Source organism: Microbacterium sp. 13-71-7 (genome assembly GCF_002257455.1).
Lineage (GTDB): Bacteria > Actinomycetota > Actinomycetes > Actinomycetales > Microbacteriaceae > Microbacterium.
Map to the genome: position 1 here is coordinate 1 of NZ_NCKN01000038.1, position 23,333 is coordinate 23,333.

A 23,333-nucleotide genomic window follows, 5' to 3' on the forward strand; every position below is an offset into this window, starting at 1 on the left:
CCTGGCAGAGCTGGAGGCGGAGCTCTCGACGCTGCCGCTGTGCGCGACGGGACGGGTGTTCATCGAGGTCCCCGACGCGGAGTCGATCTCGGCGGTCACGGTCCCGCCCCGGATGACCGTCACGTGGCTGCCGCGGGCCACCCGCTCCGGAGCACCCGGCACCGCCCGCCGGTGCGCACAGGGCACCGCTGCGGCACGCGCCGCGATCGCCTGGGCCGACGAGATGCTGTGCGACGGCGCGGAGGAGCACACCACGGTGACGCTGCTCGGCGGCTTCCTCGGCACCGCCGACATCGCGGAGCACCTCACCGAACGGCTCGGCCTTGATCCCGCGCGGATCACCGCGCCGGAGCGCTTCCGGCTGCTCTGAGCCCGGCATCGGACCCTTCGACGAGCGCAGGGGCCGGAGCGAGGATCAGCCGCGGCGAGGATCAGTCGCGCGGGAGGTAGTGCCCGTCCTCGAGGCCGGCCTCGATCTCGAAGCGGTTGCGCAGCGGATCCCGTCCGGCGAGCAGGTACAGGAACGGCATCAGAAGGCCGTAGCGCAGCCACTGCTCCTTGTGCACGGCCTCGTGCCGGAGGACGCGGTCGTCAGGCACCGCGTCGCCGGTGAGGTAGCAGCCCGCGACGCAGACACCGCCGCGCGCGAAGGTCCACTCCGGCATGCCGCGGAAGATCCACAGCCCTTCGCGGCGCTCGATCTCGCCCGTGCTCCACAGCCCGCCCCAGATCCAGCCCACGGCCATGCCCCAGGCGTAGCCGAGGCGGCTGATCGGGGAGCGCAGCAGGACGGACGGCAGGCGCAGGTCGCGTCGCCGCCCCTGTTCCAGGATCTCGGCCGCCTCGGCCTTGATCCCGGCGAGGCGGGCGGCGTCGCCCGCACTCACGCGAGGGCGCCGATCAGGCGCAGGATCGCGCCCAGGTCCTGCACCGCATCCGCGGGGGAGCGCGGAGCGAAGCCCGCGATCGTCGCCCCCGCGAGCGGCAGCTGCGCGCGCAGTGCCTTCACGGCGCCGACGACATCGGCCGTGCGCAGGCCGAACGGCACCGCGGAGGAGACGCCGGCGAGCTCGGACGGATCCAGCACGTCGACATCGATGTGCACGTACACGCGGGTGGCGCCGGTCGCGGCGACGGCGTCGGCGAGCGCCTGCGCGTCGTCGAGGTCGTCGAGTCGGACGATCCCCGAGGAGGCCAGGTAGGCGGCCTCCGCGTCGTCCTCGGACCGGGCGCCCACGAGCACCGTGCGCTCGGGGGTGAGCCCCGGGGGGCCTTCGAGCGGGAAGGAGTCGTGACCGAGCAGGGCGCGCAGGGCCATGCCCGCGTAGGCGCCCGAGGCCGAAGACTCGGGGGTGTGCAGGTCGGGGTGCGCGTCGAACCAGACGATCGCGACGTCGTGCAATGCGCCGGGGAGGGCGGCGACCGCGGCGACGCTGACGCCGCAGTCACCGCCCACCACGAGCGTGGGCTCGGCATGCGCCGTGATCGCTTCCTCGATGAGCTCCCTCGTGCGGCGCAGGCTGCTGAGCCTGTGCACGCCCGTGCCCTCGGCATCGCCGGCCTCGAGCGGGACCTCCAGCACCGTCGTACGCGCGCTGGGGAGGTCGCCGGCGATGGCAGACGCCCCCTCGGTGAGCAGCATCGCCCGCGGGGCAGGGGATCCCTGCCATTGCGGGACGACGAGGAAGCGGGTCATCTCAGCCCTCGAGCGCTTCCTGCGGCTTGGTCGATCCGGCCTTGAGCTCCGCGAGACGGGCCTCGACCTCGGTCAGCTGACCGATGTCCTCGAGGCTCTCGAACTGGGCGTCCAGGCTGGACGCGGCGAGCTCCGCCTTGCCCTGCGCGAGCGCCTCCTGGCGACGGACCTTGTCCTCGAACCGGCCCAGCTCGCTGGTGGGGTCGAGCACGTTGATCGACGAGACCGCGTCCTGCACCTTGGTCTGCGCCTCGGCGACCTTGGCGCGGGCGAGCAGCTCGCTGCGCTTGTTCTTCAGCTCGACCAGCTTGTCCTTCATGCCGTTCAGGCCGGACTTGAGCTTGTCGACGATCTCGGTCTGGGCCGCGATCTGCGGCTCGGCAGTGCGCGCCTCCTGCTCGGAGCTGATCTGGCGCTGCAGGGCGACCTTGGCGAGGTTGTCGAACTTGTCGGCGTCGGTGACGTTGCCGGCCCCGCGCAGCTCGTCGGCCTTGCGGCTGGCGGCGAGGGCCTTGTTGCCCCACTCGGCGGCGGACTGGACGTCCTCCTGGTGGTCGCGCTCGAGCAGGCGCAGGTTGCCGATCGTCTCGGCGATGGCCGACTCCGCATCCGCGACGTTGTTGGTGTAGTCGCGGACGAGCTGGTCGATCATCTTCTGCGGGTCCTCCGCGGAATCGATGAGCGCGTTGACGTTGGCCTTCACCAGGGTGGAGATGCGGCCGAAGATGGACTGCTTGGTCATGGGATGTCCTTTCCAGATTTCCGGTCGATGGGGTCGTGCACGTGAAGAGAAGCTGAAGGTCGGGGTGTCAGAAACGGCCGCCTGATCCGCCGCGGCCTCCGCCGCCGAAGCTCGAGGGGCTGAACCCGCCGCCTCCGCCGCTGGAGCGCCAACCGCCGCCTCCGCCGCCCCAGCCGCCGCCGGAGCGGCGACCGCCGCCACCGGACAGGATCCCGCCGATGATGCCGCCGAGGATCGCGTCGCCCATGCCGCTGCGGTTTCCGCCGCCCCAGCCGCTTCCGCCGCCGTCGTTGCCCCACGAATCGATGGAGCCCGCGGCGAGCTGGGTGGCCTCACGAGCGAAGGCGATCGCCCGCTGCGCGTGCTGCAGCGCCGCGTTCGGATCCGCGACGCGCGCGGCCTCGGCCTGGTCGTACTCCGCGGACGCCTGTGCGGCCCTGGTCCGCGCATCGGGGCCGATCGCCCCGCGGTGCGTCGTGATGTAGCTGTTGGCCGTGGAGATCTCGGCGCGCGCCTGCGTGAGCGTCTGCTCCAGCACCTGCTGGGCGCGCTCGGCCTGCTGCTGGGCGTTGCGGATCGCGTCCACGGTGCTGTCGATGCGGGTGTTGGCCGCGGTCAGCGACTCCAGCACGGCCTGGGGGCGGCGTCCGGTGCCGGTCGCGTCCGTGCGGGCCTGGTCCAGCGCGGTGCGGGTCGCCGCGACCGCGGCGTTCAGCTCGGGGGACGCGGGAAGCGCCGCGGCCCCCGCGAGGTCCTGCTCGAGGTTCGCGATGAGCGCCTGCGACTGGGACTCCGTCGAGGCGAGGTCGGTCTGCAGCGTCGTGATCGCCGCGGCCAGCTGCGACGCCTGGAGGACGCCCTCCTCGCCGGTGCGGATCGCGAAGGCGGCCTCGCCGCGCTTCCCCTGGGCGACGAGCTCGCCGGCCTGCGCGATGTTGGTGTCCGCGAGCTCCAGCCGGCTCGCGGCCTCCGCGGGGTTGCCGACGACCGTCTGCAGGGCGGAGGAGTCGTAGACGCCGGCGAGCGCCTGGAGCGCGGCGGGGGCCGCGGCGACGGCGGCGGCGGCCGTGTCGCGATGCGCCTTCAGCTGGGCGAGGGCCTGCTCCGCGTTCTGCTCCAGCTTGCGGAGCTCGTCGAACGCGGCCACGTTGGCGTCCAGCGCGTTGTCGGCCGACTCGCACAGCCGGATGATCTGCAGGTGCCACTCCCGACGCTGCTGGTCGGTGTCGGGAACCTCGTCGTCGAGCTTCTGCTTGAGGGAGAACGCCTCGTCGAGCTTGCCCTTGGCCTTGGCGACCACCTCGGTGAAGGTGCGCGTCGCCGCCTCGCCGAACTGCGCGGTGGCGAAGCCGAGGTCCTCGGTGGAGGAGGTGATCGCATCGTCGGTATGCACGAGGGCGAGCCCGGCGCGCCTGGCCAGCTCCTCGTCGCTGATCGCATCGAGGGGATCCCCGACCGGCTGGGTCGCGGCCGGCTTCACCCGGGCGGCCGCGCGCCGACGCATCACCACGAGCACGATGATCGCGCCGGCGATGGCCAGGACGCAGAGGACGATCAGGAGTATCCCGCCGAGATCGGCGCCGGTGGCTCCGGATCCGCCGAAGCCGTCCGCCGCGGTGTTCACGGCCGCGGCCCAGTGCTTGTCGCGCAGGTCGTTCACGAGGGACCGGGAGATCTGGTCGACGCGGGTCAGCGGGACCGGGCCGGCCTTGTCCGCGGAGAGGTAGTACTGCCGCGACTCTGTGGCGATCGCGAGCAGGTACTGCTGCTGGCCGAGGCCGTTGTCCACCGCGACCTGGTTCGTCCACTCCTGGCTGTTGTCGGGGTTCGAGAACGCGTCGACGAAGACGACGAACAACTGGATGTTCTTGTCGCGGCTGAGCGTCTCGAGCCTGTCGTTGAGCTTGTTCGCCTCGGCGGAGCCCACCGCGCCGACGAGGTCGGTGACGAACTCGGATCCGAGCGTCACCGGAGCCGTGGTGGGGCGCGGAGCCGCGGAGGAGGAACGCGGCTCGATCGAAGAGGAGCCGGCATCGGCGAGCGCCGGGGCGGAGGAGAGGGACATGCCGAGCACGCCCAGGACCACACCGACGACGACAGCCCACCGCGCGCGCATCTTCGCTCCTCCCGGGACCCGGAAGGCCCCTGGAGCGAGTCTAGGGCGTGCGTCCTTGTGTTTCTCCTGTCCTGCCGAGGCGCCGTCCGCCGTCGGCGGACGCGCCCTCGGTAGGCTGGTCGCGATGGACGACAGGTACGGATCCGATGTGCTCGCCAAGGGCTGGCGCGATCGCGGCGCGAAGGTCGCCGTGGACGTCGCCGCCGAGAAGGACCTCGTGGTCGAGGTCGCCGTGGACGGCTTCTGCGGCGCCGTGACCCGGATCGAGGGCGGACAGGTCGAGCTGGAGGACTTCCGCGGCCGGCGCCGGCTGTTCCCGATGGGCGCGGGCTTCATGATCGACGGCGAGCCGGTGCGCCTGGTGCATCCCGCGCGTTCGGCGGGGGAGGGGGCGGCGAAGCGCACCGCCTCCGGATCTTTCGCCGTCGGAGACTCCCGCGCGCGCACCGCGCTTCCGAGCCGGATCCTGGTCGAGGGCCGGCACGATGCCGAGCTCGTGGAGAAGGTCTGGGGCGACGATCTGCGCGTGGAGGGCGTGGTGGTCGAGTACCTCCAGGGCGTCGACCTGCTGGAGGAGCTGCTCGCCGAGGCTCCGCCGCGGCGCGATCGCCGGTACGGCGTCCTCGTCGACCACCTGGTGCCGGGCTCGAAGGAGACCCGCATCGTGGAGCAGATCATGCGCGGCCCGCACGGGGCGCACCTGCGCATCGTCGGGCACCCCTACATCGACGTCTGGCAGTGCGTGACGCCGGCCGCGCTCGGCATCAGGGCCTGGCCGCAGATCCCGCGCGGGACGGACTGGAAGACCGGGATCTGCCGGGCCTTCGGCTGGCCCGCCGAGTCCCAGACGGACATCGCGCACGCCTGGAAGCGCATCCTCTCGCGGGTGAGCAGCTACCGGGATCTGGAGCCGTCGCTGCTCGGCCGGGTCGAGGAGCTCATCGACTTCGTGACGGAGCCGATCGACGGAGGCCCGCGATGAGCGGGCGCTCGGCCCGCGAGGCGGGACGGGCCGGCGGGACGCCGGACGGCGGATACCCTGGAGGGATGCCCGAACCCCGCACCTTCCGCGACGAACCGGTCTCGTTCGTCCGCCGCAGCGGCCGCATGTCCGAGGCTCAGGAGCGGGCGTTCGCCGAGCTCGCCGCCTTCTACGTGCTCGACGTCCCGCGCGACGTCGCCTGGACCTCGGTGCATCCCGAGGCGCGGCTCGACGTGACCGCGGCCTATGGGCGCGAGGCGCCGCTGACGGTCGAGATCGGGTCCGGGCAGGGGCACGCGATCGTGTCCGCCGCCGGATCGCACCCCGAGCGGGACTTCCTCGCGGTCGAGGTGTTCCGGGCGGGTCTCGCCCGCACGATGCTGGACGCCGAGCGGGAGGGCGTGCGGAACCTGCGGCTGATCGAGGCGAACGCGCCGGAGGTGCTCGCCACGTTCCTTCCCACGGGCTCCGCCGACGAGGCATGGATCTTCTTCCCCGACCCCTGGCACAAGAAGCGTCACACGAAGCGCCGCCTGGTGCGTCCCGGTTTCGGCGCCACGGCCGGCGCGGCCCTCCGCGACGGAGGTCTGCTGCGTCTCGCCACGGACTGGGAGGACTACGCGCTGCAGATGCGCGAGGTGCTTGACGAGGCGCCCGAATTCGAGCGCGCCTTCGAGGGGGAGTGGGCGGCGCGCTTCGACGGCCGCGTGATGACGGCGTTCGAGCGCAAGGGGATCGCGAAGGGCCGCGACATCCGCGATCTGACCTACCGTCGCGTCGCGCGGGGCTGAACCGGCTCGCGATCGGCCGGCCCTCGGACGCGCGTGCTTCGTTCAGCGGGTTCGAGACGCCGCTGAGCGGATGATCTCGGCGAGGTCTCGGGGACGGCTCCACATCGGCCAGTGGCCGGTCGGGAGGTCGACGACGTCGAGGTGCTCGAGGTCCGCGACCTCGGCGAACATGGGGTGGCCCCCTCGTGCCAGGTCCAGCAGCTGCGCGCTCGGGATCGAGCAGCAGACCAGGGTGGTCGGGATCCGCCTGCGGGCGTCGTTCCCGAGGCCCACGGGCTGACGGAGCACGGCGCCGGGCTCCGGAACGGCCCGCGCGCGGAAGAGCGCGAGGACCTCCGCGCTCAGTCCCTCGAGGCTCGCCTGCTGCGAGAGGACGTCGAACGGGGGAAGCGGGAGGTCCCGCACGTCCTCCGGGAGGTCCGCGGCGAACGCGCTCCCCGGCGCCACCGGCCCGGAATCGACCCAGACCACGCGACGCACGAGCTCGGGATGCCGGTCGAGGTGGAGGGTGACGGGGAAGTTCGCCCCGCTGTGCGCGACGACGATCGCGGGCTCGTCCGCTGAGGCTCCGTTTCGCGCGAGGACGTCGAGGATCGCCGTGAGCTGGTCGTCGAGTGTCCGCTCGGCCCGCTTGGGATCGTCGGGGTCGAGACCGGGCGGTGTCATCGCGACGGCATGAGCGCCGACGGAATCCAGATGGGCGAGCACGTCGTCCCATGCCCAGACGGGACGACGACCACGCGTGACGTCGAACCCGTCCTCTTCGCGTCCACGAACGGCCAGTGGCACCTCGTCGGGTGGTGCCGCCTGCGCGACGCGATGCGATGGTTCACGGTGTCGCGCATCGAGCGGGCCGCCGTGACCAGGACGCCGTGCGCCGGGCATACCGTCCAGGAGGTGGGGGAGCCTCCCGCGAACGCCTCACCCGTGCACGGTCACCGCGGCTAGAGCGCGCCTCTCGCGCGGACGCGCGGCGCGCGGCAGAATCGGCCCATGCTCCTCATCCTGGGATCCGTGTTCGCGGGGCTCGCCGCCCTGATCCACGTCTACATCTTCGTGCTGGAGTCCGTGCGCTGGACGCATCCCTCCACGCGCCGCGTCTTCGGCACCACCGCCGAGGCGGCGGAGGTCACGAGGCCGCTCGCGTTCAACCAGGGCTTCTACAACCTGTTCCTCGCGATCCTGGCGGTGATCGGCATCGTGATCGCTCTGGCCGGATCCGCGGGGGTCGGGATCGCACTCATGCTGGCCGGAACCGGATCGATGCTCGCCGCGGCGCTCGTGCTGATCCTCTCCGACCGCGGCAAGGCCCGCGCAGCGGCCGTCCAGGGCCTGTTCCCGCTGATCGCCGTCGTTCTGCTGGTCGTCGCACTGATCTGAGCCGACGCGCGGGAGTGCTCCGGTCAAGCCATCGTGCCGAGCCCGGCGCGCATGGCGTCGAACATCGCGGCCATGAGCCAGAACGTCCAGCCGAAGCTGAGCACGAGGCTCGCGGCGGCCGCGGCGAGGGCGACCCACATCGTGGCCGAGCCCGCTCCCGCCTGCCGGCGCACGACGACGGCGCGGCCGATCGGGTACACCGGCGAGAGGAAGCTCCAGGCCCAGTGGAAGCGCTTCGGGTAGCCGAGACGGCCGAGCTGCACATAGTCGCGGTACCCGGCGAGGACGGCGAGTGCATAGATCGCCAAGCTCAGGACCGTGCTGACCAGCGAGGCCGTCAGAATTCCCGGCATCAGGTCGAGCATGATCGCGGTCATCGCGCGGGGGGACACCCTCGCACCCGTGGCGGCCATGCCGCTCAGCTCGCCGACGTGTCGCATATAGGCGAGCATCGGCCCGGTCATGAGCCACATCGAGAAGGCCGAGGCGGCGACGGCAGCAACCGTCGTCCCGGCGCTCACCCACGCCCAGGCGGTGTAGACCGGCGTTCCCCGGGGGACGCGAGGCTCTTCCGCGGACGCGTGCGTCCAGGGCGACGGGGGAACGGAAGCGCTCATCGGAGTCCTCATCGATCGGTCGGTTTCTCGCGACACTACCGGGATCCGGCGCAGTCGGAGGATAGGCGGATCCGATGCTAGGCTCGTTCGGTACGCCTCCGTAGCTCAGCGGATAGAGCGCCGGTTTCCGGTACCGTAGGTCGCAGGTTCGATTCCTGTCGGGGGCACGACATGAGGAAGGGCCGCCCATTCCGGGCGGCCCTTCGTCGTCTCCTCACGCGCCGCGTTCAGCGACCGGGCGCCCACGGGGTCGCGCGCGGCGCGGCGACGGACTCGCGCTCGACGAGGCGCGTTCCCACGATGATCTCGCCGTCGGCGTGGCGGCCGAAGGCGTCGTCGGTGCGGCTCAGGGCGAGCCGCACGCTCTCCCGCCCCATGTCCTCGAGCGGCACGTGCACGGTGGTGAGCTTGGGGGTGAGCTCGCTGGACTGCGGGATGTCGTCGTAGCCCACGAGCGAGATGTCCTCCGGCACCCGCACGCCGCGTGCGGTCATCGCATCCAGCGCACCGGCGGCCACCAGGTCGTTCGCCGCGAAGACCGCGGTGATCTGAGGGTTCCCGTCCAGGATCTCGCCCATCGTGGCGTGGCCGAAACGCCGCCCGAACGCCCCCTGGTGCACGAGCTCCGGGGGGACGTCGAAGCCGTGCGACTGCATCGCGCGCCGGAAGCCTGCGAGGCGCGCGACGCTCGTGGAGAGCCCGATCGGGCCGCCGAGGTAGAGGATCCGGCGATGGCCCTGGGCGATCAGGTGCTGGGTCACCGCGAAGGCCCCGCCCTCGTTGTCGTAGCCGACGATCTTCGTCGGGGCCTGGTCGCCGACCGAGGGGCGCCCGCAGAGCACGAGCGTCGACCCGATGCCGGCCAGCGTCCGCGCGCGCTCGGCCATCCTGCGGCGGGCGCGCGGATCCTCGTAGCCTCCGCCGACGACGATCACGGCGTCCGTGCGCTGGCTGATCATGCGGTCTATGAGGTCGATCTCGCGGTCGACGTCGCCCTGCGAGGCGGCCACGATGCAGAGCCGGCCCGTGGCCGAGGCCTCCTGCTCGACGCCGCGCACGATGTAGGAGAAGAACGGATCCACCAGGTCGTTCACGATGATGCCGACGCTGTGCGTCGCCGAGCTCGCGAGCGCTCTGGCATGCGCGTTCGCGGTGTAGCCGAGGTCCTCGATGGCCCGGTTCACGGCATCGCGCGTGGCCTGCGCCACCGGATAGTTGCCGTTGAGCACACGGGAGACCGTGGCCGAGGAGACGCCGGCGCGCTCGGCGACATCGGACATGGTCACGGTGTGCATGGCGCCCACCGTGGCGCGGTCGTCCTGCGTCGTCATCCCATCCTCCGTTCGTGGGCCTGCGGCCCGCTCTCGCGTCGTGCTCGTGGTCGATCAGGCGGTGTACGCCAGCTCGTCGGCACGGAGCTCATGCGCGAGGATCCCTCGACCAACGTACTGCTCGACCTCGCGCACGGCCGAGTCGCCCAGCCGGTGGATCTCATTGCCCAGCGCGCCCGCGATGTGCGGGGTGACCACCACGTTCGGCAGGGAGTACAGCGGGGAGTCCGCCGGCAACGGCTCCGGATCCGTGACGTCCAGATATGCGTCGAGTCGTCCGCTCACGAGTTCCGCCGACAGCGCCTCCGTGTCGACGAGGGCGCCGCGGGCGGTGTTCACGATGAGTGCGCCGTCGTGCAGCAGCGCGAGCTCGGGGGCGCCGATGATGCGGCGCGTGTCCGGCGTGCTGGGGGCGTGCAGCGTGAGCACGTCGCTGCGGCGGCACAGCTCGGGGAGGGGGACGACCTCGACGCCGAGCCGCGCGGCCTCCGCAGCGGTCAGATAGGGATCGCAGACGAGGATCCGCGCGTCCAGCCGGGAGACCAGGCCGATGACCTCCCGTCCGACCCTGGAGGCGCCGAGGATCCCGATCGTGACGCCGTTCGTGCCGATCGGGGGGATGCCGGCGACGGTGCGATGCTGCCGCGTGGTGCGCAGCTGATGCGCGAAACGGCTCGCGCGCTTGAGTCCGAAGACGATCGCGGCGAGCGTGAACTCCGCCACCGGCGTGGCGTTCGCCGCCGCCGCCGTGCTCACCCTGATGCCCCGCCCGAACGCCTCGGCGTCGAGGAAGGTCTTCACGGTGCCTGCGGTGTGCACCACGGCCTCGAGCCGGGGGGAGAGGTCGAGCACGCTCGCCTCGATGCGCGGCGCTCCCCAGCCCGTGAGCATGACGCGCGCCTTGCGCAGAGCCTCCCTGGCTGCGGGCGCGGCGAAGTCCGTGATCGGAAGCGGCCCCACGATCTCGACCGTGTTCCGCAGTCGCGCGAGAGCGTCTGCGGAGAACACCTCGAGGAAGGAGTCCTCCGCCATGACGACCACGGCGGCGGGGCGGGCGGTCCGGGGGTTGTGATCCACGGCGATCCTTTCGTTCTGTATCCAGATAGTAAGCGCATACTATGCGTTCCGTCCAGCGCCTCGCCCAAACCCAGAGGCCTGGATCCTCTCAAAATCAATGTTTCACTGAAATCTCGGTGCAGCGTTGACACTCGCAGATCCGTCGGGTACGTTCGCAGCACAGCAAGCGCTTTCTAGCTCTTGCGGAGAACCGATGAAGTTTCCCTGTCTCAGGTCGAGGTCGAAGATGAGCAGTTACAGCGAGCCGTTCGTGCAGGGCACGACGACTCAGGGCGATGGTGCTGCGGGTGCGCAGCCCGCGCGTCCCGCATCGAAGGCCCGCCGGAGGGCCGCACCGGTCGAGAGCGTGCCCGCGCACCGCAAGCGCAGCCTCTGGCAGCGGATCAAGCGCGACAGGGTCATGCTCCTGCTGATCGCACCGGGGTTCCTGTACTTCGTGGTGTTCCACTGGCTGCCGCTGCCGGGCAACATCGTCGCGTTCGAGGATTACCAGCCCTACCTCGGCTTCATCGACAGCGCCTGGGTCGGCTTCGACAACTTCGTGAAGATCTTCGGGGATCCGACCTTCTGGCAGGCGCTGCGCAACACCCTGGTGATCACGGGCCTTCAGCTGGTGCTGTTCTTCCCGATCCCGATCGTGCTGGCGCTGCTGCTGAACAGCATCATGTCGAACCGGATCCGCAAGTTCGTGCAGAGCGTCGTGTACCTGCCGCACTTCCTCGGCTGGGTCATCATCGTGTCGATCTTCGGGCAGGTGCTCGGCGCGACCGGCGTGGTGCCGCACCTCATGCAGGCGATGGGGATGCAGCCGTTCGAGGCCATGACCACGCCCTGGTTCTTCCCGTTCCTGGTGTCGATCCAGTCCGCCTGGAAGGACGCGGGGTGGGGCACGATCATCTTCCTCGCCGCCCTCATGAACATCGACCAGGAGCTCTACGAGGCTGCGGCGGTGGACGGAGCGGGGCCCTGGCAGCGGATGAAGACGATCACCATCCCCGGGATCATGCCGGTCATCATCCTGCTGCTGATCCTGAACCTGGGCAGCATCCTCTCGGTCGGCTTCGAGCAGATCGTGCTGCAGCGCGACAACGTCGGCGCGGGGGCCGGTGAGGTGCTCGACACCTGGGTCTACTACCACGGCATCCAGAACGGGCAGTGGGGCCCGGCCGCGGCCGTCGGTCTCGTGAAGGGCGTCGTGGGCCTCGCGCTCGTGCTCGGCGCCAACAAGGTCGCTCATCTGTTCGGCCAGGAAGGGGTGTACTCCCGTGGCAAGTGATGCGCAGCTGACGACCAGGGCGGTCGTCATGCCCCGAACCAGACGCAGGAACCGCAACGCCGAATCGGCGCGGCCGGCCTGGATGGAGAAGCCCAGCCGTCTCGGCATCACGGGCAAGGCGCTCGTGGTCACGCTGATCTGCGTCGCGACGATCTACCCGTTCCTCACGGTGATCTCGACCAGTCTCTCGGACAGCACCGACATCGCCAACGCCAACGGCCTGGTGCTCTTCCCGCTCCATCCGACCTTCGCGGCCTACGAGACGATCTTCTCCGGCGGCATCGTCACCGCCGCCCTCGTGCGCAGCATGCTCATCACGGTGATCGGCACGCTGTGCTCGCTCGCCGCGACCGTGGGGATGGCGTACGGGCTCTCGCGCCGCGATCTCGCGTTCGGGAGGTTCATCCTGCTGACGGCGCTGTTCACGATGCTGTTCACCCCCGGCATCATCCCGAGCTTCCTCATGGTGAAGCAGCTCGGCCTGCTCGGCAGCTATGCGGCGCTGGTGCTGCCCACCCTGATCTCGGCGTTCAACCTCGTGGTCGTCCGCTCGTTCTTCATGGGCCTGCCGCAGGAGCTGTTCGAAGCCGCGAGGATCGACGGGGCCGGCGACTTCCGCATCCTCGTCAAGATCGTGCTGCCGCTGTCCAAGGGCGTGCTGGCGGTGGTCGGCCTGTTCTACGCGGTCGCCTATTGGAACGCGTTCTTCAACGCGATGCTCTACCTGAACAGCGACATGTGGCCCCTGTCGATGATCCTGCGCCAGTACGTGCTGCTGGGATCCCCGCTCGACACCGCCTCCGTCGGCGAGATCTCCGCGCCGTCCCAGGCGATCCAGATGGCCGTCGTCGTGATCAGCGTCATCCCGATCCTGCTCGTCTACCCGTTCCTGCAGAAGTACTTCACCAAGGGCGTCCTCACCGGCGCCGTCAAGGGCTGAGGCCCGTTACACCCGATCGATCCACCTCCTGTACAGAAAGGAGCCCCTCGTGGCTCTCGAAACGAACCGGCGGACCTTCCTGTCCTTCGCCGCTCTCAGCGTCCTCGGCGTCGTCGCCGCGGGCTCCCTCGCCGGCTGCGGCACGAAGGGCGCGCTCAACGCCTCCGCCGCCTCGGCCTCGGTGCTGCCGAAGTACATCCCGCTCAACGGCGCGACGCCCGATCTCGCGGGCACCGCCGAGGGCGTGCCCGCGGCCTTCTTCAACTACCCGGCCAAGCCGTTCCGGTCCGTGCCTGCACCGTTCCTGAAGGGCCAGAAGGTCACCGCGATCACGAACATCTTCGGCCCGCCGCCCACGCCTGCGGCGTCCAACCCGGCCTGGCAGGAGATCAACAAGCGCCTCGGCGGAACCGTCGAGATCACCGCGGTCTCGAGCGACGACTACGACACCAAGCTCAACACCGTCATCGCTGGCGGAGACATGCCCGACCTGATGCTCAACGACGGCGCTGCGATCGCCGACATCATCGGCTTCCTGGAGTCGGCCTGCCAGGACCTCACCCCGTTCCTCGCGGGGGACAAGTCCAAGGACTACCCGAACCTGGCCAACATCCCGCAGGCGTTCTGGAAGCCTGCGGTGCAGAACGGCAAGCTCTACGGCATCCCGATCCCTCGCGGGATGACCGGCGGATCCGGTTTCATCAACCAGACGTTCTTCGAGGCCGCCGGCGTCACCGACACCTCGACCATCAAGAACGCGGACGACTACCTCTCCCTCGCCAAGCAGCTCACCGGAGCCAATCGCTGGGCGCTCGGCAGCACCAAGTTCGGTCTCATCCCCTTCGAGCACATCTTCCACGTCCCCTACAACTGGACGATGAAGAGCGGCAAGCTCGTGAAGGACATCGAGACGCCGGAGTACCTGGAGATGGTCTCCTTCGTGCAGAAGCTCTACGCCGCGGGATGCTTCGCCCCCGGCAGCGAGGGGTGGACCAAGTCGCAGATGTCGAACGCGTTCATCTCCGGCCAGGTCGCGCAGATCTACGACGGGCTGCCGGCCTTCGGCAAGCCGGGCGGATACCAGCAGACCGTTCCCGCGGCGAACCCCGCGAACAAGGTCGCCCCGTTCATCCCGTTCAGCGCCACCGGCGGCAAGGCCACGGTGTGGCTGGACAACATCGACTTCGCCTGGACCATGGTGAAGAAGGGCAGCACGGATCACATCAGGCAGGTCCTGCAGGTGGCGAACTTCCTCGCTGCGCCGTTCGGCAGCGAGGAGTACCTCCTGATGAACTACGGCGCCGAGGGCACGGACTACGCCCGCGACGCCAAGGGCAACCCGATCCCGACACCCGCCGCCGCGCTGAACACCGCGGTGCCGTGGAAGTACCTGGCGGCCGGCCCCAACACGCTGTACTCGCCGCAGTTCCCCGATGCCGTCAAGGTGCTGCACGACGCATACTCGAAGCTCGTCCCGCTCGGCGTCGCGGATCCGACGCTGGGTCTGTTCAGCCCGACCAACGCGAAGCAGGGCCTCACGATCGCCAAGCCCGTCTCGGACGCGGTGACCAACTACATCGCGGGACGCGGCTCGCTGAACGACGTGAAGAGCGCGATCTCGACGTGGAAGAGCGCGGGTGGCGACGCCATCCGCGCCGAGTTCCAGAAGGCGCTGAGCGGCGCGACGGCCAGCCCGTCCCCGAGCGCCTGAGACGCAGCGGATCCGTGGACGCGGGAGAGGGCGGCGGGGGAGAGGGAACCGTGAGGGAAGACATCTCGACGATGATCGCGATGGATCCTGTCCTCTCCCCGTTCACGGGCTGGGGCAGGGCGCAGTGGGAGGCGGTGGCGGACGACTGGCTGAGCCAGGTGCGGCGCCACGCCAGCCCGGAGGGCGCCCTGCCGCGCCTGCCCGGCCGCATCACCGGCGACGGACCACGTCGCGAGGGGATGGAGGCCGTCGGCCGGTCTTTCCTCCTCGCCGCCCCGCGTATCGCGGGTGCCGAGGATCCGGGGGATCCCGTCGTCCAGGGGCATCTGGAGTACTACTCCCGCGCGCTGCTGGCGGGCACCAGGCCGGGCGGTGCGGAGGAGTGGCCCCGCGGGGTCAGCTGCCGCCTGCCGCTGACCGGGATCACGAACTCGATCGTCGAGGCCGCGAACGTCGCGTTCTCCCTGCACGTCAGCCGCGACCGGCTGTGGTCCGGCCTGACCCGGCCGGAGCAGCTCCAGATCGCCGACTGGCTGCGCCATCATGCCCGCTGCGAGGTGTGGCAGAACAACTGGCAGTTGTTCCCCGCCATGGCCGAGGGCTTCCTGCGCTCGGTCGACGAAGACGTGCGCGGTCTGCACGCGGTCCGCAACGTGTCGCGCGTGGAGAGCTGGTACCTCGGCGACGGCTGGTACACCGATGGGCCCGAGCACGCGGTCGACTACTACAACGCCTGGGCGATCCACCCCTACCTCTGGGCCTGGTACCGCATGACGGACGCGGTGCACACCCCCGAGGGACAGCGGCACCTCGAGCGCCTCCACGACTTCACCGCGTCGCAGGCGCACATGGTCGCCTCCGACGGCGCCCTCCTGCATCAGGGCCGCTCGCTCACCTACCGCACGGCCGCGCTCGCGGCCTTCTGGTGCGCGGACGCATCGGGGTCGAGCGCGCTCACCCCCGGCCAGACCCGTCGCATCGCCTCCGGCGTGCTCTCGCGCTTCACCGCACAGGGAGTCGGGGCCGACGGCCCGCTCAGCCTGGGCTGGTACGGCGCGTTCGAGCCGATGTGCCAGGACTACAGCGGTTTCGGATCCCCGTATCTGGCGGGCATCGGCTTCCTCGGGCTCGCGCAGCCGGCGACCGCACCGGTCTGGACCGACGTCGAGGACGCGCAGCCCTCCGACGGCGGACCGTTCACCGCCCCGATCGGACCCGTGGGCTGGGTGCTCCGCGGAGCACCGGACGGGATCGTGCGGATGGCGAACCACGGTTCGGACCATGCCACGCTGCCCGTCGGCGAGGACGAGGACCGGGACGACCCGCACTACGCGAAGTTCGCGTACTCGACGCACACCGCGCCGGGCACCGGTCCGGCCTGGGACGAGGCGATCGACTCGCACTTCGCGCTCCTCGACGACGCCGGTGCGGGCAGCCGGCGCAGCACCCTGCGGGCGACGCATGTCGAGGGGGACCTCTCCGGATCCGTGCACGTGCCGCAACGGCATCGCCGCGCCCTGCCCGGCACCGCCGTGACGACGGTCACCGCGGGGGACGGCACAGCCGAGGTGCGCGCGCACCTCGTGCAGACGGACCGGCCGTGGGCCATGCGCGAGGGCGGCTGGGCGGTCGCCGACGACCACGAGCTCGCGACGGGCGCGTTCGCGGACGGCGCGTGGGCACGGGGTCGCGACGGCCTGCTCGCCGCCATCCTCGGACTGCACGGGTGGGACGCCTCCGGGCCGGCAACGGACGGGGCCGACGGCTCGCCGGACCGCGCTCGGGTGTTCGCCTACCGTGACGCGAACGCGATGGGACCGCACTCCGCGACCCCCGCCCTCGTGGGCCGCACCCGCACCGGCGGCACGGTCGTGATCACGCTGCACGTGCTCGAACACGGCGGCGTCGTGGATCCGCAGGGCTGGCGCGACCGGGTGCGGGTGGAGGTCTCCGGCACGCGCGTGCGCCTGGACTGGGCGTCGGGCGCGGCAGCGGAGTTCGACCTCGCGACCTTCGTCCCGTGGGATGGGCATCCCGGACTCACGGGTCCGCGCGGAGAAGCGCGATGATCCCGCTGAGGTACGGCGCGAGCACCGCAGAGCGCCGCCAGGATCCGACGATGCGGGCGTTCCGCGCCGATCGGTTCGGGCAGTTCGTGCACTGGGGGCTGTACGCGATCCCCGCGGGCACCTGGCAGGGTCGCACGATCGAGTTCGCCGCCGAGTTCCTCATGCACTCGGCCGACGTGAGCCGGGAGGACTGGGCTGCGCTCACCGCCGAGTTCACGCTCGAGGGTTTCGACCCGGCCGCGTGGGCCCGGACGGCCCAGCGCATGGGGGCGCGCTACGTCACGGTCACCACCAAGCATCACGACGGATTCTGCCTGTGGCCGAGCGCCTACTCCGACTTCACGGTCGCCGCCACGCCCTCGGGGCGCGACGTGCTCGGCGAGATCCTCGACGCGTACCGGGCCGAGGGACTCGCCACGCACCTGTACTACTCGGTGCTGGACTGGCATCACCCCGACTGGCGGTACGCGATCGAATCCGATGACGACCGCGTCGCGTTCGACCGCTACCTCGACTTCGCGACGAACCAGCTGCTCGAACTGGCCGAGAGGTATCCGCAGACGCGGGGCTTCTGGTTCGACGGCACCTGGGACGAGTCGGTCAAGGCGAACGGCCGCTGGACCTACGAGATCGAGCAGCTGCTCAAGGAGCGGATCCCCGGCGCGATCGTGAACAGCCGCCTCCGCGCCGACGACAGGGGAGCGCGGCACTTCGACTCCCACGGAGCGCTCATGGGCGACTACGAGAGCGGCTACGAGCGCCGCCTCCCGGCGCCCTGGGATCGCTCGGTCCTCGCGCACGACTGGGAGGCGTGCGCCACGCTCACCCAGGCGAGCTGGGGCTTCCACGACTCCGCCTGGGCGGAAGGAGGTCGGAAGACCCCGGCGCAGATCGTCGAGCAGCTCGCGCAGACCGTGAGCCTCGGCGGCAACCTCCTCCTGAACTTCGGGCCGCGCGGCGACGGCTCGCTGGCGCCGGTCGAGACGGCACTGGCCGATGCGGTCGGCGCGTGGATGGCCGCGAACGGCGCGGCCGTGCACGACAGCGGTCCCGCGGCGGGATGGGACTACCCGGGCTGGGGCTTCTACACGGCGCCTCTGGAGGCCGGTGCGTCGGCCGGGGGATCCGCCGGCGTCGTGCATGCGATCGTCACCCGCACCCCGATCTCCGGGATCCTCACGATCGCACTGCCTCCCGGCATCGCACTCGTGGCGGTGCGCTCGCTCGCCGACGGCGCCGAGACGCCCTTCACCGCGCTGGATGCGCACACCGTCCAGCTCCCGGCTCCCGCTTCCACGGGGATGCCGACCGTGCTCGCCCTCGAGATCGCGCCCGCAGAGCAGGAGAGCGGCCCGCGCGAGCCCAACCCGGACGTCGCGCTCGTGTGATCGCATGAGCGGGCGCCTTCCCGTTCCGCGCTTGCGACGTGGGGAACGGGAAGGACACACCCAAACCCTCCGCTTCGAAGAGGAACAGGAAAGGGCACCACCATGAAACCGCACCGCACCGCAGATCGCAAAGCCCGCTGGCGACGGCTGACCCCGGCGCTCGCCGCGGGCGCCGTCCTCGCCCTCGCGCTTCCCGCCGCCGCCCAGGCGGACACCGCTCCGACGCCCCCGCAGTACACCGCGGCCGGCACCGCCACGCTCAAGGGCGGCCTGACCAGCGACATCGCCGGATCCGCCTATCTCGGCAGGGACGGGCAGTTCCACTGGACGAACGCCCTCACCGCGTACAGCACGAGCCCGGGGAGCGCCTGGGCGCGCACCTTCACCAACACCGACATGGGCGCCGTGTCCGCGGGCATGGGCACGACCACGCAGAGGGTGCAGGCGCCCGCGTACTACGCGGACGCCGGCACGATCTGCTATCAGCTGGACAAGGATCCCGCCTTCCCGATCCCGTCCCCGCAGCAGGACGACCACTGCGACGTCATCGGCGTGTGGGTGGATCCGCAGGGCATCTGGCACGCCCTGCTCAACGACGAGTTCCAGTTCGACCCGTGGCAGACCAAGGGGGCGAACGCGACGATCGCCGAGAAGGTCTCGACCGGGCATCACAACAACCGGATCCTGCTCGCGACCTCCAAGGACGAGGGCGCCTCCTGGCAGTACGCCGGGCCCGCGCTCACCTCGGCGTGGGACGACGACCAGGTCATCGACGGCACCGCGTCGCCGGGACAGTCCTACCCCTTCGGGAACTCCGGCTGCCGGTTGTTCATCGACTACTCGACCGGCTACTTCTACATCACCTACAACGTGAAGATCTACAAGAAGCCGGCCTCGTCGACCCTGGCCAGCTGGACCGAGATGGCGCGTGCGCCGATCAGCGGCGGCATGGCCAGCGGGACCTGGCAGAAGTGGTACGACGGCGCGTGGTCCCAGCCCGGCATCGGCGGCGTCGACGGCAACGTCAACTCCATCGGCGGACTGAACGTGTCCTACGACCCTGCGACCGACCTCATCGCCTGGAAGGGGTCGGGCGACAACGCGTCAGCGTCGTATCAGGCCGCCAAGGTCGGCGCCGACCATCTGATCACCTTCGCCGACGCCTCAGGGCGCACCTACACGGCGAACACCCTGGCGCACACGATCGTCGACGACGCCACGGGCCAGTCCGCCCCCGATCGCACGGTGTCGTACCGCGACCCGGTGACGGGCCAGGACCTGACGCTCAAGGCGGTCGATGACAGGTACGAGAACGGCGTCAAGGTCGTCACGGGCGGCATCTACGTCACCCAGGCCGACCCCGGCACGGGTGCCGCGCAGACGGTCGACCTCATCACCAACAGCGCCTACTACAAGGATCCGGTCTCGAACCACCTGTACCTGCCGTCGGCGAACAACGAGTCGGCCATCTCGTACAACGCGTTCTCGGGGCTCTACCGCATCGTCGGCTACGACGGCAACGTCTACGAGAGCGCCGACCTCGGGGACCCGAACTCGTGGAAGGTCGTGGGTCTCCTGCCCGCCGGATCCAACGGGGGCTACCTCACCTCGCTCGACAACGGGAGCCTGACGAACCAGAACGTCACGGGGCGTTCGTTCCTGACGATCTCGGATCTGAATGGGAAGGTCGTCGACATCGCGCAGTCCGCCGGCGACGGATCCGCGGCGGTGAGCACCGAGTACACGCCGCGCGATGCCGCGGGGAACGCGGTGAGCGCCGACACCGCCTACGTGCTGCGGGTCGGCGGCAAGGCCGTGACGGCGAACCGCGGACCAGGGCTGGACGGCGGCGACGGAGCGGCGACCGGGGTCTCCACCTGGAAGCTATCGCCCGTGAAGGACGTCTGGGGGAGCAGCGGCGAGAACAGCGGCTTCTACCGTCTCGTCGACGCCGCGACCGGCAAGGACCTGCAGGTGACGGGCTCCACGCCCGCCGCGCAGCGCGCTGTCGACGCCGTCGTGACCGTCGGGGCACCGCAGGCCGACGCCCAGCCGCTGACCGCCGCGGGCCTCGGCACGCCGGGCGGCAGCGACCAGTGGTACCTGCAGCGCGTCGCGACAGACGGCACCTCGCTCGTCGGATCCACCACGTACCGCCTGGTCAACCGCAACAGCGGCCTCGCCCTGCAGTACCTGAACGATCGCATGCGGCTCGCGCCGCAGGCGTCGGGAGACGCCACGCAGTACGTGACGCTGACCGTGCGCTAGCACCGGCGGAACAGGCCGGACCGGGAACGCTTCCCGGTCCGGCCTCGCCACGACCGACCCGAAAGGAACGACATGACAGAACACGACCAGACCCCGCCGAGCGGGGAGTTCCGCGCGGCGGTGATCGGCGTCGGCGCGCGTGCGGGCGTGGCCCTGCACGTCGCGGCCGCCGGAGGCAGGGTCGTCGCGGCGGTGGATCCCGCCCCGCAGACGCATGAGCGCGCGGCGCGCCTGTTCGGGGACATCCCGGTGTTCGCCTCCGTCTCGGCGCTGCTCGCCTCGGACGTCGTCCTCGACGGCGCCTTCGTCACGACGCCGGACTTCACCCACGCCGACATCGCGGTCGAGCTCCTCGAGGGAGGCGTGCCCGTCTACCTCGAGAAGCCGCTCGCGATCTCGATCGAGGATGCCGACCGGATCCTCGAGACGGCGTACCGCACCGGGTCGAAGCTCTACGTCGGGCACAACATGCGGCACATGCGGGTGGTGCGGATGATGAAGGACGTGATCGACCGCGGCGAGATCGGCGAGGTCAAGGCGATCTGGTGCCGCCACTTCGTCGGCCACGGCGGCGACTACTACTTCAAGGACTGGCACGCCGAGCGGGACAAGTCGATGAGCCTGCTGCTGCAGAAGGGCGCGCACGACATCGACGTGATGCACTGGCTCGCCGGCACCTCCTCGCGGACCGTGGTCGGCGTGGGCGACCTCGCCGTCTACGGGCAGGTGGAGTCGCGTCGGGACAATTCGGACCGGCGCATGGGGGACTGGTTCTCGACGGACAACTGGCCGCCCCTCGCGCAGCAGGACCTGAACCCGGTGATCGACGTCGAGGACATCTCGATGATCATGATGCGCACGGACTCCGGCGTGCTGATGAGCTATCAGCAGTGCCACTTCACCCCGGACTACTGGCGCAACTACACGATCATCGGCACCGAGGGGCGGATCGAGAACTTCGACGACGGCACCGGCGGCGAGATCCGCCTCTGGAACGCGCGCAGCGACTACCTCGAGAACGGGCACGTCCGCTATCCGATCGAGGACGGAGGGGACGGCGGGCACGGGGGAGCGGACCCGCTCACGGTCGGCGAGTTCGTCGAGTTCGTCCGCTCAGGGAGGCCCACCGACACGAACCCGCTCGCGGCCCGCGATGCGGTCGCGGCCGGAGTGGCGGGCGCGCTCTCGATCCGCTCCGGCTCCCGCCCGCAGCAGATCCCGGTCGTGCCGGAGGAGGTGCGACAGTATTTCATGGCGCATCAGCCGACGAGATCCTGAGCCGTCCACTGACACGAGGAGGGGCCGTCCGGAACAGGACGGCCCCTCCTTGGTGTCGCGGGATGCCTACTTCGAGGTGCCCTGCGAGACGGATCCCTGCAGCTGGCGCTGGAACAGGATGTAGACGAGCAGCACCGGGACGATCGTGATGATCACCGCGGCGAACATCGCGCCGAAGTCGACCTGGTAGCCGGCCGACGAGGCGAAGCTCGCCATGCCCTGGGACAGCACGTACTTGCTCTGATCCGTGTTCAACGAGATCGGCAGCAGGAACTGGTTCCACAGGCCGAGGAAGTTCATGATCGCCACGGCCGCGAGTCCCGGCTTGGCCATCGGCAGCATCACCTGGAAGAACGTCCGCCACTCGCTGGCGCCGTCGACGTACGCGGCCTCCTGGATCTCGTACGGCAGCGACTTGAAGAACGAGAACAGGAAGAACACCGTGAACGGCAGCGCGAACGCGACGTACGTGATGATCAGACCCGGCAGCGTGTTCAGCAGGCCCATGCCCTGCAGGATGAAGAACAGCGGGACGATGGCGAGGAACACCGGGAAGGTGAGGCCGGCCAGCATCAGGTAGTAGATCACCCTGCTGCCCGGGATGGAGAACCGCGCGAGCACGTAGGCGCACATCGCGCCGAGCAGCATCACCAGGATCAGAGCGCAGCCGACCACGATGATCGTGTTCAGGAACATCGGGCCGAAGTTGTTCTTCACCCAGGCGTTGACGTAGTTGTCGAAGTTCCAGCTCGCGGGAAGCCCGAACGGGGACTTGAAGATCTCCTTGGTCGTCTTGAACGAGCCGAGCAGCGTCCACAGCATCGGCAGGATCACGACGAGCGCCCAGACGGCGAGGACGACGTGCGAGACGCCGCCGACCACCTTGTCGCTCGTGGTCGACTTCGTGCCGCGGATCTTCTTGGCCGCCTTCGGGTCGACGGTCACTGCGGCGCGCGTGTCGAGAATCATGAGCGTCCTCCTTCGTCCTTGCCGCCGACGAGGCGGAACACGCCGATCACGAGACCGGCGAAGACCAGCGTCAGAACGGCGAGCACCACGCCCATCGCGCTGGCCAGACCGAACTGGCCCTTCTCGAACGCCGTGCGGAACAGGTACTGGCTCATGACCAGCGTGCTGTTGTTCGGACCGCCGGAAGCGTTAAGGCCCGCCATGTAGACGAAGGCGTCCAAAGCCATGATCCCCAGGTAGATGTACGCGGTCTGCACGTTGTCGCGCATCTGCGGAAGCAGGATCGAGATCACCGTGCGGTAGCGCCCTGCGCCGTCGATGCGGGCCGCTTCGAGCGTCTCCGCGGGGATCCCCTTGATCGCGGCGATGAACAGCACCATGTAGAAGCCGACCATGCTCCACACGATCACGAAGATCGTGGCGCCCATCGCGGTGCGCTGATCGCCGAGCCAGGCGAAGTCGTTCGTGTTGATGCCGAGGAAGCCCAGCGCGCCGTTCAGAAGACCGTTCGGGGCGTAGATCATGCTCCACAGGATCGCGATGACGATCGCCGGGATCACGTACGGGAAGAACGACACCACGCGGTAGAAGCTCGATCCGACGAGGCCCCTGACCTGTCCGTGGCTCGGGCCGCCGACCGTGATCATGCTCGCGAAGACGAGCGCGATGACGATCGTGATGAGGGGCACGACGATCGCCAGC

General features: G+C 70.1%; 21 protein-coding genes, 1 tRNA gene and 1 pseudogene. 13 read left to right on the top strand and 10 right to left on the bottom strand.

Annotation, left to right across the window (positions count from 1 at the left end):
• Window positions 1-370, top strand: a 370-nt coding sequence (locus B7X32_RS05685) for an SIP domain-containing protein (protein WP_292717352.1), incomplete at its 5' end; no start/stop codon positions are given.
• Window positions 371-431: 61 nt separating this feature from the next.
• Here B7X32_RS05685 and B7X32_RS05690 read toward each other — a convergent pair.
• The 4 genes from B7X32_RS05690 to B7X32_RS05705 form a co-directional block, all read right to left on the bottom strand.
• Window positions 432-887, bottom strand: coding sequence for a Fe-S oxidoreductase (locus tag B7X32_RS05690; protein ID WP_292717355.1), 456 nt, complete (start codon window positions 885-887; stop codon window positions 432-434).
• Complete coding sequence (locus tag B7X32_RS05695) at window positions 884-1,696, bottom strand: arginase family protein (RefSeq protein WP_292717358.1); 813 nt, start codon at window positions 1,694-1,696, stop codon at window positions 884-886. Before B7X32_RS05695 ends, B7X32_RS05690 begins: the two co-directional genes overlap by 4 nt.
• A 1-nt stretch (window position 1,697) precedes the next feature.
• Window positions 1,698-2,438 carry a PspA/IM30 family protein gene (locus B7X32_RS05700; RefSeq protein WP_292717361.1) on the bottom strand — a complete coding sequence of 247 codons (741 nt, stop codon included), beginning with the start codon at window positions 2,436-2,438 and terminating at the stop codon, window positions 1,698-1,700.
• 67 nt (window positions 2,439-2,505) lie between these two features.
• Window positions 2,506-4,554 carry a TPM domain-containing protein gene (locus B7X32_RS05705; RefSeq protein ID WP_292717363.1) on the bottom strand — a complete coding sequence of 683 codons (2,049 nt, stop codon included), beginning with the start codon at window positions 4,552-4,554 and terminating at the stop codon, window positions 2,506-2,508.
• Window positions 4,555-4,678: 124 nt separating this feature from the next.
• On the opposite strand from B7X32_RS05705, the gene B7X32_RS05710 reads away from it, so the two are divergent.
• Entirely contained in the window at window positions 4,679-5,536 is an 858-nt protein-coding gene (locus B7X32_RS05710) for a DUF3097 domain-containing protein (protein ID WP_292717366.1), read from the top strand.
• A 65-nt stretch (window positions 5,537-5,601) separates the two neighbouring features.
• Window positions 5,602-6,327, top strand: coding sequence for a tRNA (guanosine(46)-N7)-methyltransferase TrmB (gene trmB, locus B7X32_RS05715; protein WP_292717369.1), 726 nt, complete (start codon window positions 5,602-5,604; stop codon window positions 6,325-6,327).
• Between the two features lie 42 nt (window positions 6,328-6,369).
• Here the strand turns inward: trmB and B7X32_RS05720 are convergent, their stop codons facing one another.
• Complete coding sequence (locus B7X32_RS05720; protein ID WP_292717371.1) at window positions 6,370-6,993, bottom strand: alpha/beta fold hydrolase; 624 nt, start codon at window positions 6,991-6,993, stop codon at window positions 6,370-6,372.
• A 57-nt stretch (window positions 6,994-7,050) separates the two neighbouring features.
• On the opposite strand from B7X32_RS05720, the pseudogene B7X32_RS05725 reads away from it, so the two are divergent.
• Together B7X32_RS05725 and B7X32_RS05730 are read left to right on the top strand one after the other, a co-directional pair.
• Window positions 7,051-7,275 (top strand): annotated as a pseudogene (locus B7X32_RS05725) (WYL domain-containing protein); the annotation flags it as partial.
• A 45-nt stretch (window positions 7,276-7,320) separates the two neighbouring features.
• On the top strand, window positions 7,321-7,707 hold the full coding sequence (locus B7X32_RS05730; protein ID WP_292717374.1) for a DUF1304 domain-containing protein: 387 nt from the start codon (window positions 7,321-7,323) through the stop codon (window positions 7,705-7,707).
• Between the two features lie 23 nt (window positions 7,708-7,730).
• Here B7X32_RS05730 and B7X32_RS05735 read toward each other — a convergent pair whose 3' ends face one another.
• The gene (locus tag B7X32_RS05735) at window positions 7,731-8,324 is read right to left on the bottom strand and encodes a hypothetical protein (protein ID WP_292717377.1); all 594 of its coding nucleotides are present in this window, start codon (window positions 8,322-8,324) and stop codon (window positions 7,731-7,733) included.
• A gap of 94 nt (window positions 8,325-8,418) precedes the next feature.
• Between B7X32_RS05735 and B7X32_RS05740 the strand changes: the two genes are divergently transcribed.
• Window positions 8,419-8,491, top strand: a tRNA-Arg gene (locus B7X32_RS05740).
• A gap of 60 nt (window positions 8,492-8,551) precedes the next feature.
• Here the strand turns inward: B7X32_RS05740 and B7X32_RS05745 are convergent.
• Together B7X32_RS05745 and B7X32_RS05750 are read right to left on the bottom strand one after the other, a co-directional pair.
• Window positions 8,552-9,655: a LacI family DNA-binding transcriptional regulator gene (locus B7X32_RS05745; RefSeq protein ID WP_292717380.1), complete on the bottom strand. Its 1,104-nt coding sequence runs from the start codon at window positions 9,653-9,655 to the stop codon at window positions 8,552-8,554.
• Between the two features lie 54 nt (window positions 9,656-9,709).
• Window positions 9,710-10,732 (bottom strand): hydroxyacid dehydrogenase, encoded by a 1,023-nt coding sequence (locus B7X32_RS05750; protein ID WP_292717384.1) that lies wholly within the window; start codon window positions 10,730-10,732, stop codon window positions 9,710-9,712.
• A gap of 226 nt (window positions 10,733-10,958) precedes the next feature.
• On the opposite strand from B7X32_RS05750, the gene B7X32_RS05755 reads away from it, so the two are divergent.
• From B7X32_RS05755 to B7X32_RS05785, 7 genes are all read left to right on the top strand, one after another.
• Window positions 10,959-12,008 carry an ABC transporter permease subunit gene (locus B7X32_RS05755; protein WP_292717387.1) on the top strand — a complete coding sequence of 350 codons (1,050 nt, stop codon included), beginning with the start codon at window positions 10,959-10,961 and terminating at the stop codon, window positions 12,006-12,008.
• A 28-nt stretch (window positions 12,009-12,036) separates the two neighbouring features.
• Window positions 12,037-12,948 (top strand): carbohydrate ABC transporter permease, encoded by a 912-nt coding sequence (locus tag B7X32_RS05760; RefSeq protein WP_292717390.1) that lies wholly within the window; start codon window positions 12,037-12,039, stop codon window positions 12,946-12,948.
• A gap of 49 nt (window positions 12,949-12,997) precedes the next feature.
• Window positions 12,998-14,659, top strand: coding sequence for an extracellular solute-binding protein (locus tag B7X32_RS05765; RefSeq protein ID WP_292717393.1), 1,662 nt, complete (start codon window positions 12,998-13,000; stop codon window positions 14,657-14,659).
• A gap of 50 nt (window positions 14,660-14,709) precedes the next feature.
• Window positions 14,710-16,728 (top strand): DUF2264 domain-containing protein, encoded by a 2,019-nt coding sequence (locus B7X32_RS05770; protein ID WP_292717396.1) that lies wholly within the window; start codon window positions 14,710-14,712, stop codon window positions 16,726-16,728.
• Window positions 16,725-18,116: an alpha-L-fucosidase gene (locus B7X32_RS05775; RefSeq protein ID WP_292717399.1), complete on the top strand. Its 1,392-nt coding sequence runs from the start codon at window positions 16,725-16,727 to the stop codon at window positions 18,114-18,116. Before B7X32_RS05770 ends, B7X32_RS05775 begins: the two co-directional genes overlap by 4 nt.
• A gap of 102 nt (window positions 18,117-18,218) precedes the next feature.
• The gene (locus tag B7X32_RS05780; protein ID WP_292717401.1) at window positions 18,219-20,384 is read left to right on the top strand and encodes a hypothetical protein; all 2,166 of its coding nucleotides are present in this window, start codon (window positions 18,219-18,221) and stop codon (window positions 20,382-20,384) included.
• A 72-nt stretch (window positions 20,385-20,456) separates the two neighbouring features.
• The gene (locus B7X32_RS05785; RefSeq protein WP_292717403.1) at window positions 20,457-21,662 is read left to right on the top strand and encodes a Gfo/Idh/MocA family oxidoreductase; all 1,206 of its coding nucleotides are present in this window, start codon (window positions 20,457-20,459) and stop codon (window positions 21,660-21,662) included.
• A 66-nt stretch (window positions 21,663-21,728) separates the two neighbouring features.
• On the opposite strand, the gene B7X32_RS05790 is transcribed toward B7X32_RS05785, so the two are convergent.
• Together B7X32_RS05790 and B7X32_RS05795 are read right to left on the bottom strand one after the other, a co-directional pair.
• Window positions 21,729-22,631 carry a carbohydrate ABC transporter permease gene (locus tag B7X32_RS05790; RefSeq protein ID WP_292717406.1) on the bottom strand — a complete coding sequence of 301 codons (903 nt, stop codon included), beginning with the start codon at window positions 22,629-22,631 and terminating at the stop codon, window positions 21,729-21,731.
• A partial coding sequence (locus B7X32_RS05795; protein WP_292717409.1) for a sugar ABC transporter permease occupies window positions 22,628-23,333 on the bottom strand: 706 nt, incomplete at its 5' end. The genes B7X32_RS05795 and B7X32_RS05790, both read right to left, overlap by 4 nt.

What these genes read in the sequence shown, in the direction of transcription:
- B7X32_RS05695 (WP_292717358.1), bottom strand. Translation starts at nt 1,696, where the DNA reads ATGACCCGCTTCCTCGTCGTCCCGCAATGGCAGGGATCCCCTGCCCCG.
- B7X32_RS05700 (WP_292717361.1), bottom strand. Translation starts at nt 2,438, where the DNA reads ATGACCAAGCAGTCCATCTTCGGCCGCATCTCCACCCTGGTGAAGGCC.
- B7X32_RS05705 (WP_292717363.1), bottom strand. Translation starts at nt 4,554, where the DNA reads ATGCGCGCGCGGTGGGCTGTCGTCGTCGGTGTGGTCCTGGGCGTGCTC.
- B7X32_RS05710 (WP_292717366.1), top strand. Translation starts at nt 4,679, where the DNA reads ATGGACGACAGGTACGGATCCGATGTGCTCGCCAAGGGCTGGCGCGAT.
- trmB (WP_292717369.1), top strand. Translation starts at nt 5,602, where the DNA reads ATGCCCGAACCCCGCACCTTCCGCGACGAACCGGTCTCGTTCGTCCGC.
- B7X32_RS05720 (WP_292717371.1), bottom strand. Translation starts at nt 6,993, where the DNA reads ATGACACCGCCCGGTCTCGACCCCGACGATCCCAAGCGGGCCGAGCGG.
- B7X32_RS05730 (WP_292717374.1), top strand. Translation starts at nt 7,321, where the DNA reads ATGCTCCTCATCCTGGGATCCGTGTTCGCGGGGCTCGCCGCCCTGATC.
- B7X32_RS05735 (WP_292717377.1), bottom strand. Translation starts at nt 8,324, where the DNA reads ATGAGCGCTTCCGTTCCCCCGTCGCCCTGGACGCACGCGTCCGCGGAA.
- B7X32_RS05745 (WP_292717380.1), bottom strand. Translation starts at nt 9,655, where the DNA reads ATGACGACGCAGGACGACCGCGCCACGGTGGGCGCCATGCACACCGTG.
- B7X32_RS05755 (WP_292717387.1), top strand. Translation starts at nt 10,959, where the DNA reads ATGAGCAGTTACAGCGAGCCGTTCGTGCAGGGCACGACGACTCAGGGC.
- B7X32_RS05760 (WP_292717390.1), top strand. Translation starts at nt 12,037, where the DNA reads ATGCCCCGAACCAGACGCAGGAACCGCAACGCCGAATCGGCGCGGCCG.
- B7X32_RS05775 (WP_292717399.1), top strand. Translation starts at nt 16,725, where the DNA reads ATGATCCCGCTGAGGTACGGCGCGAGCACCGCAGAGCGCCGCCAGGAT.
- B7X32_RS05780 (WP_292717401.1), top strand. Translation starts at nt 18,219, where the DNA reads ATGAAACCGCACCGCACCGCAGATCGCAAAGCCCGCTGGCGACGGCTG.
- B7X32_RS05785 (WP_292717403.1), top strand. Translation starts at nt 20,457, where the DNA reads ATGACAGAACACGACCAGACCCCGCCGAGCGGGGAGTTCCGCGCGGCG.
- B7X32_RS05790 (WP_292717406.1), bottom strand. Translation starts at nt 22,631, where the DNA reads ATGATTCTCGACACGCGCGCCGCAGTGACCGTCGACCCGAAGGCGGCC.